Here is a 7,150-nt window from a genome sequence, read left to right on the forward strand (position 1 = left end):
ACGAGTTGATAGTGTCGATGGGGATACCACACAAGCCAGGCCACGAACTGTCAGTTCGCACGACTATTACATCCAGTCATTTCCGTACTGCATATACCGGCCTCTCTGTCATGGCTGATGACAGGAGCGTAACACCGGTGTTGTTAATCGCGGGAATGGAGATGCGCAGTTTGGGTACGCATCAGTCGCAGGGCGACACTTCTCAAATATGCTACAGCCTCACGTTGCGACCAGATATGGACTTTCTCCGCGACGACGACGTTGCATCTTTCAGTGAGCTTATAAGTAATATCTGTTTTAAAACCGCGAGGTTATCTGTGATCCAGCTCCAAGCTGGCGACCGCGCAGATGTTGCATTGGCCTTCCTCGGCGCTGTCGAGACTCACAATGGCTCTTTAGCTGCCTTCGACCTGGTAGACGCCGCGCCCAGTTTGTCAGACCCAGTCCGCAAGGCACTGATCGGGCATCCGCACGTTCACTACCGCAATCTGGACCCCGAAACGGAGCTTGTCGACCAGGGGTTCGATGAGCATTCTTATGATGTCGTTCTAGCCACCACGGTTGGGTCCCTCAACCATGCCACCCATTTGCTAAAGCCAAGCGGCATGCTAGTCCTAATACTCGACGGCAACAATCTCGACAACGATAACGACAGCTTTGATAATGCGCTAGAGAAAGTTAGCACTACTCTCGATGTGCAGCTAACCTTTCAGGATAGGGCTCAAGGAAAGCGTTGTATTGTAGTAGCACGGCCACGACCCGCTTCTCTCGCTAATAGTAAGACAAAGCAAGTTCCGAGTCAGATACGAATTCTTAGCAATTCATTACAGCAGCGATCACCATCTTGGATAGCGTCGCTACAGGCAAAGCTATATGCTAGTGGTGCTTCCGATGTCGTATTAGACAAGTTTAATATAGACTCTACAGCCGCCAACACGAATGCTGGCGACGATAGCCTCTATATCGTGGTGGACGATCATCCAGAACAGCCGATCCTCTCGGATGCGAACCACTTCGCCGCCGTAACTGCATTGTTGAAGCAGGAACCGGCTAGGATTCTCTGGATCGCTCCCAACGACCCTTTGCCGATGCACCAAATCACGGGTGTTGCCCGAACTGCCCATGCCGAGAATGACCAACTGCGCCTCTCCGTGGTCCATGTGGCTTCTGCTCTACTCGCCGGACTCGAACAGAACACGCAAAACGAAAAGCAAGAAAACCTTGCACGATTACTCAACATACTCACCGGTTGTGTGACCCGCCTGGTCGCCGACACCTTTCATCATGAGCGTGAGTACCAAGTACACGTAAACGGTGTCGTCCATGTGCCGCGCCTCCACCGCAGCGAACAGTTGAACCGCGCCATTTGTTCCAGCGATACTGGCCAGTTTCATATTGAACCGCGTCGTTTTATAGACAGTTCGCGGCCGCCGCTCGTTCTCTCTCCAACAACCAATACCCATGGCAATAGCACTGTGGTGTTTATTGAGGATGGAAATGCCTTTGCTTCCCCGTTGCACAAAGATGAAATCGAAGTCGAAACGCACGTTTCTATCGTATCTATCACAGATCCATATTCAAAAGACGCGGCCCCAGGTTTCGGATATTCCGGTACCGTTACGCGGGTTGGCGCGACGGTGACGAGCGTGGCAGTGGGCGACCGTGTTGTCGCAATCAGCCCGCTTATGGGCGCGAGTCGTTTGCGTATCCCCGAGAGCCACGCCGGCCGACCGCCCGCCTCGGTGTCGTCGACGACCGGAGCCGTATTTATCACGAGCACTCTGGCAGCTTGCTATGCGCTCTATAAGCTGGCTCGCCTGCCACCATCCGGCACTGTTTTAATCCACGGTGCCTTCAGCGATCTGGGGCGGGCCGCTATTGCGGCGGCGCGGGGTGTTAACGCTCGTATTATCGCGACGGCTCGGGATGCGCGCGAGGCCCGTTTACTGACAGACCAGCTCGGTATCGGCGCGCAAAATGTTCTGATAACACGGCCTTCTCTCTCCCGGCGCGGCGCATGTGATGTGTTTCGAAGCGGGCAAGTCGATGCTATCCTGCAAATCAGCAACGGTGATGGCGACTCTGTTCCTGCTGAGGCACTGTCCCTTCTCAAGGCGTCCAGATGCCTGGTTGTCATAGGCAGAGACTCCTCGGGGGGCCTTACTGCAGCGCTGCCATTGAATACCACCATCTATCATTACACCCCGACGGGACTTCACCAGGCCAATCCAGAAAGGACGGCCCGGCTGGTAGCGCAGGCTATAGCGACGCTCCATCACCTCCCTACTAACGGAGTCGATCTCCGTGTGCGCGACGTCGCTTACGCTGCCGAAGCGCTCCGGTTGGTCCGCACGCGCGTTACCTCCCGCATAATTCTCCGGGCAGAACCGGATTCGGTGGTGCATGCCGTGGTGCCAGAGGCGTCCGGTGGAGCGTGGGGAGAACAAGAACACGAGAATGCCTCCTACATCGTTGCAGGCGGCCTTGGCGACCTTGGATGGCGCATCATACTCTTACTCGCACATCGTGGAGCTAGACATTTTGTAACGTTGTCACGGCGTGATACGGACCCGGAGGACATCAAAAAGCTGCAGACGCAGCTCGACGCTGTAGCATCTGGATGTCATCTGCATTGTGTTTCGTGCGACATCACCTCTGATGCCAGTCTGAAAGACGCAGTCGCCATGCTTGACCGTGCTGGTGTCCCTCCGGTACGAGGTGTTGTACAATCCGCTTTTCTCATGCATGACCGCACCCTCGACACCATGACTTACGAGGACTTCCTCATCCCGACGCGGGTCAAAGTCCAGGGCACGCTGGCTCTCGAGCGTGCGTTTTCATCGCCACACCTTGCCTTCTTCCTGCTGATGTCCTCCGCCGTCACCGTCGTGGGCACTAGTGGCCAGGCCAATTACAATGCAGGAAATGCCGTGCAAGATGCCCTTGCGCAGGCTCGCACGACCGCACCCTGCCACTTTATGTCCCTCAATATTGGTTTGGTCCAGGACACCAGCTCGCACGAGGCGAGTCTGGAGGCGTGGTCGCGCAGCTTGCGCCGAGCTGGTCTGAAGCCTGTCGGTCCCGTGGAGTTGTTACGCTGCTTCGATTACCTGCTCGGGGCTGTCAACATCAATCCAGACGCCCGGCATGTTCACCAGGCTGCTATCGGCTTCGATGCCACCAGTCTGGCTGCTGCAACTGCCCGCAATGGCACGGTGCGTTCAGCCATGTTCAGCCATGTCTTCGACTCTGCGTTGTCTGCGTCGGCTGAGACTTCCGACACCACGGGTACCCATCAGTCGTTTGCTCAGGTCCTGGTTAGCAATGGGCCAATCTCGGAATTCATTGCAAGCTCTATCGTCGGCCGGTTGGCGTTGTTGATCTCGGCCGACCCCGCCAGCATCGAGAGCGGCCATGGTTCCCTGCTGGATCTGGGACTGGACTCACTGGTTGCCATTGAGTTGCGTAACTGGATCATGGCCGAATTTGATGCGCCTCTTCAATCATCCGAAATTCTCGTGGATCAGACTATCAATGCACTTGCCCAGAAAGTTACCAGTCGCTCGAAACTTGTGATTGCGGCTGCTCAGCCGTCTAATCAAGATGGTACAACCGGCACAGACGAGGCCACAGCCACAATAGATTCGACTCTGGTGAGTACAGCTGAATATGTATGCCCGCCCCTTCCAATACCATTGCTCGATGACACACTCCAGCTCTTCGAAGACTCTCGCCTCGCCTTCGACAGCCCCGATGCGCAACGTGTCACGGCTACTGCGGTGGCAGCATTCAAGGAGGGACTTGGCCCGGTACTGCAGCAGCGAGTTGAGGAGGCTGGGCCGGATGCCATCTGTGACGCTTTTGATCGCCTAATCAACCTCGAAAAGCGCGAGCCATTGCATGACCTATCATTTTACTTTCTTCACTCACTTAACGCACCGAAACATTCACAGGTGATGCGCGCCGCCATCTTGACAGTCGCTGCCATGGAGTATGCCCGTCTCATTGCCACTGGCGAGCTCGCTCCACACATGTTAAATGGCGTGCATGCCTCGAGTACGGCAAGAGACTGGCTTTTCTACGCAAACCGTCGTCCTGGCGTGGGCATCGACCACATGGAGCGCCATGCCCCGAACCAGAACGTTGTAGTTCTTCGCCGGGGTCACGTTTTCCTCCTAGACCTTCCCGGTTTCGATACCAGCTTACAGCTAGCAGCAGTGCAATCCGCCTACACTGATATTATGCAGACTTCACAACAAGCGTGCGCCCTCGTCTGTACGCTTACAGGCGATTATCGCGATTCATGGGCTGTGGTACGCACCCTCCTCTTATCCCACTGAATCTATTTCCCACCATACTGACTTTTATTTCTTCACCCGTGTAGCTTCGTGATGAGCTTAAGCTGGATCCTGTCAACGCTGCTGCCCTGGCCGCCATTGAATCGGCCGCGTTCGTTGTGTGCCTTGACGATGAGTCGCCTAGTACCCCCGGAGAACGCCATACGCAGTTTCTCCTCAATGGTTCTAACCACACCTTAGCCAACCGTTGGATGGACAAGTCCCTTCAGCTTGCCGTAACAGCCAATGGCGTGTCAGCAGGTATCTATGATCATACAATGATTGACGGGCTCGACGGGCGTGCTATGCATCGCCACATTACAAAGGCGCTCTATACCTATAACAGCTGGGAACTCGACGACCAACCCCAAAGCCTATCTACCTATCCCGTGAAAAAAATCGCATGGAATTACACTGATACCGTCGTACAAGGAGTCCAACGCATTCAAGAGATTTTTAATACGGCCTACGATGTCGTTGACTTCCAGTTTGTTATCGCCAAGAATCTCAGCCTCCCTACACTCCGCAGCCACCGCGCCGCCCCCAACGCCACGACTCATCTCGTCGCACTTCTGGCCGCGCACCTCATTGACGGCAGTATACGCCCAACATGGGAGGTCGCATCGCAGGCCCAATTTAGGCGCGGTCGCTTCGAGTGGGTACAGACCGTGTCACCACCGGTTCGCGCCTTCATCGAGGCAGCAGCAGCCGGGACCGCCTCACGCGCCGTGTTTGATGCAGCGGCGATCTCCTACACGCGTGCGATCGCCACCGCCGCTTCCGGCCATGGATTTGTTAATCATATGTACGCGTTGCGCATGCTCTTGCAGCCGGGCGAGGAGATACCCGAGATCTTCAAGTCGCACACCTGGCAGACCACACGGCGTGGAGGGCTGGAACAAACCCTCAAGATCGGGTTCATGCCGGATAGCGATGACATTGAAGAAGAGCGTCTGTACGGCTCAGATTGGGATTCGGGCGGGTTTCTCGTGTCTGGACACAAAGCTGTGTATCTCCACTGCGACATTATCCAGAGCGGTATCCGCTTTGGTGTCTCAGCATCCCCTGATTATCTGATTGCTGTTGTCAAAGCATTGCGGCGAGCCTCTGAGATTGTATTGTCGATTTTCGAACAGGACTGAGCATAGGTCTGGTGATACCTACCTATTAGACAGGGCGGCTTGCACATATAATCTGTTATGTAGTAGTAAGCGGGAACGTGTCCCGCAAAGCCGATTTAATAGGAGTTTCACGTGATGTAAGTGGTGGTTATGTAAGAAAATGCCAAGATTCTGTGATTGAACAAATATTTGAAAGTGTTTTTGTGGGACCCTCTACCCAAATTTTTCATACTGCTCACCCCTGCTCTGCTGAACATTGGCGAAAGTAAAGGTTTGGATGACAAAGAAATCCATTGCAAATCCTCTCATCGTCTCAGCACAACCTGCAGTCATCACATTGCAGATCTTGCAGCCTTTGCTCATGCACTCATCATTGTAGATCTTTCAGCTTCGCATCCTAGATCTTGCATAGTGCTGGATCGATATTGCAGAAGGTCTTGGCATTGGCGCCTAGCCATTGCACAATTTCATCTGCGTCGTATGTATACTTGCGGTGCTCGTCATACCGGTCAAAACCTCGGATCGCTGGAATTGAAGACATTTTTCAGGCACTCTTGTATAGGTCGTATGCGTTATTCGAATTCGTGACTGCTGTGTAGCGTATGTGATGATGGCGTTGACTCGAATTTCTTATGTTGTAGACGTAGACTGGTTGGCGATTACCAGAACACCTGCTATTGTATAGTAAATCACTCAAATATTTTACTATTGTAGGTTCGAATTTTTTGAATACACTCTCGCTAGATGAAATGTTACTGGTGAAAATTTAGGAGGGTTTGGCGAATTGAAAATCTATGGGTTCGCCAATCCAGTCAACCAAATTTGGGGTTTAACAAATCATTTATTCACTGATATATAGGAGTATACAACTGTGTAATCTCATACTGTGAGCTAACACAATACAGAAAGAAAGAGTTCATGGGTGTGTTTATTTGAATTCTACTATGCAAGAGCAAATTTTGCAGCTTTTGCAGCGAATTTGAACCGGGGTCAAGAACTTTACTGAGAGAAGCAATTCAAACATGGGAAAACCTGACTACACAATAATTGCATACGATTAGAATTCAAATGCATAGTATAGACAGATAAGGGACACAATACCTACCATGGGCTGATATTCTGACCTGGAACCGAAAGTAAACAACACTAGCCCGAGTTGGGACTAGCGTGGCCAAGAGCTATCAAATCCGGAGTTGCCAGACTCTATAGATCCGCATCACATTTGACCCCGTTACTTACCTAGACTCCACTCCAGATTCTGCCGTATCTACGATAGGCAAGGTGGTAGCTATTGGTACCGGCATAGAGTTAAATGCGCGGCTGTATTGGGAGTTTAGTTGTCCACGTGTGACAAGTTGTGTCTCAACGCTACAAATGCCACACCAGCCAGACTGTTCGGCGAAATCCCATCCTTATCCTCATAAATCAAGCTAATTTTCTTGGCTTCTTTCCGCATTGTCTCCCGACGTTCAGACTGCACAAGCAGATCATCAAATACTTTCGTAAGTACTGCTTGAAGACTCAGATCGGATTTAGTACCCATAATATGAAGTATCTTCAGCCAAACTCCTGTTCCGAAGACGGAGAATATGCTAATGACATCAGAGTGCGTAAGTTCTCTGAGACATGATGTTAAGCAGTCTTCGGATGGCCACTGGCTTAGCTGAAGGTAGTCTCGAAGTATCGCGAGAT

Annotated in this window: 2 protein-coding genes and 1 pseudogene; 2 read left to right on the top strand and 1 reads right to left on the bottom strand. The window is 52.5% G+C overall.

What is annotated here, in order from left to right; translation table 11 throughout:
* Window positions 1-110 precede the first annotated feature (110 nt).
* Window positions 111-4,340, top strand: a complete 4,230-nt coding sequence (locus tag M0974_RS22795; RefSeq protein ID WP_297842147.1) for a choline/carnitine O-acyltransferase — start codon at window positions 111-113, stop codon at window positions 4,338-4,340.
* A gap of 59 nt (window positions 4,341-4,399) precedes the next feature.
* A pseudogene (locus M0974_RS22800) lies at window positions 4,400-5,479 on the top strand (choline/carnitine O-acyltransferase); the annotation flags it as partial.
* A gap of 1,312 nt (window positions 5,480-6,791) precedes the next feature.
* Here M0974_RS22800 and M0974_RS22805 read toward each other — a convergent pair.
* The coding region (locus M0974_RS22805; protein WP_297842149.1) for a hypothetical protein at window positions 6,792-7,150 on the bottom strand (359 nt) is incomplete at its 5' end.

This window comes from Pseudomonas sp. (assembly GCF_026224925.1).
Classification (GTDB): Bacteria; Pseudomonadota; Gammaproteobacteria; order Pseudomonadales; family Pseudomonadaceae; genus Aquipseudomonas.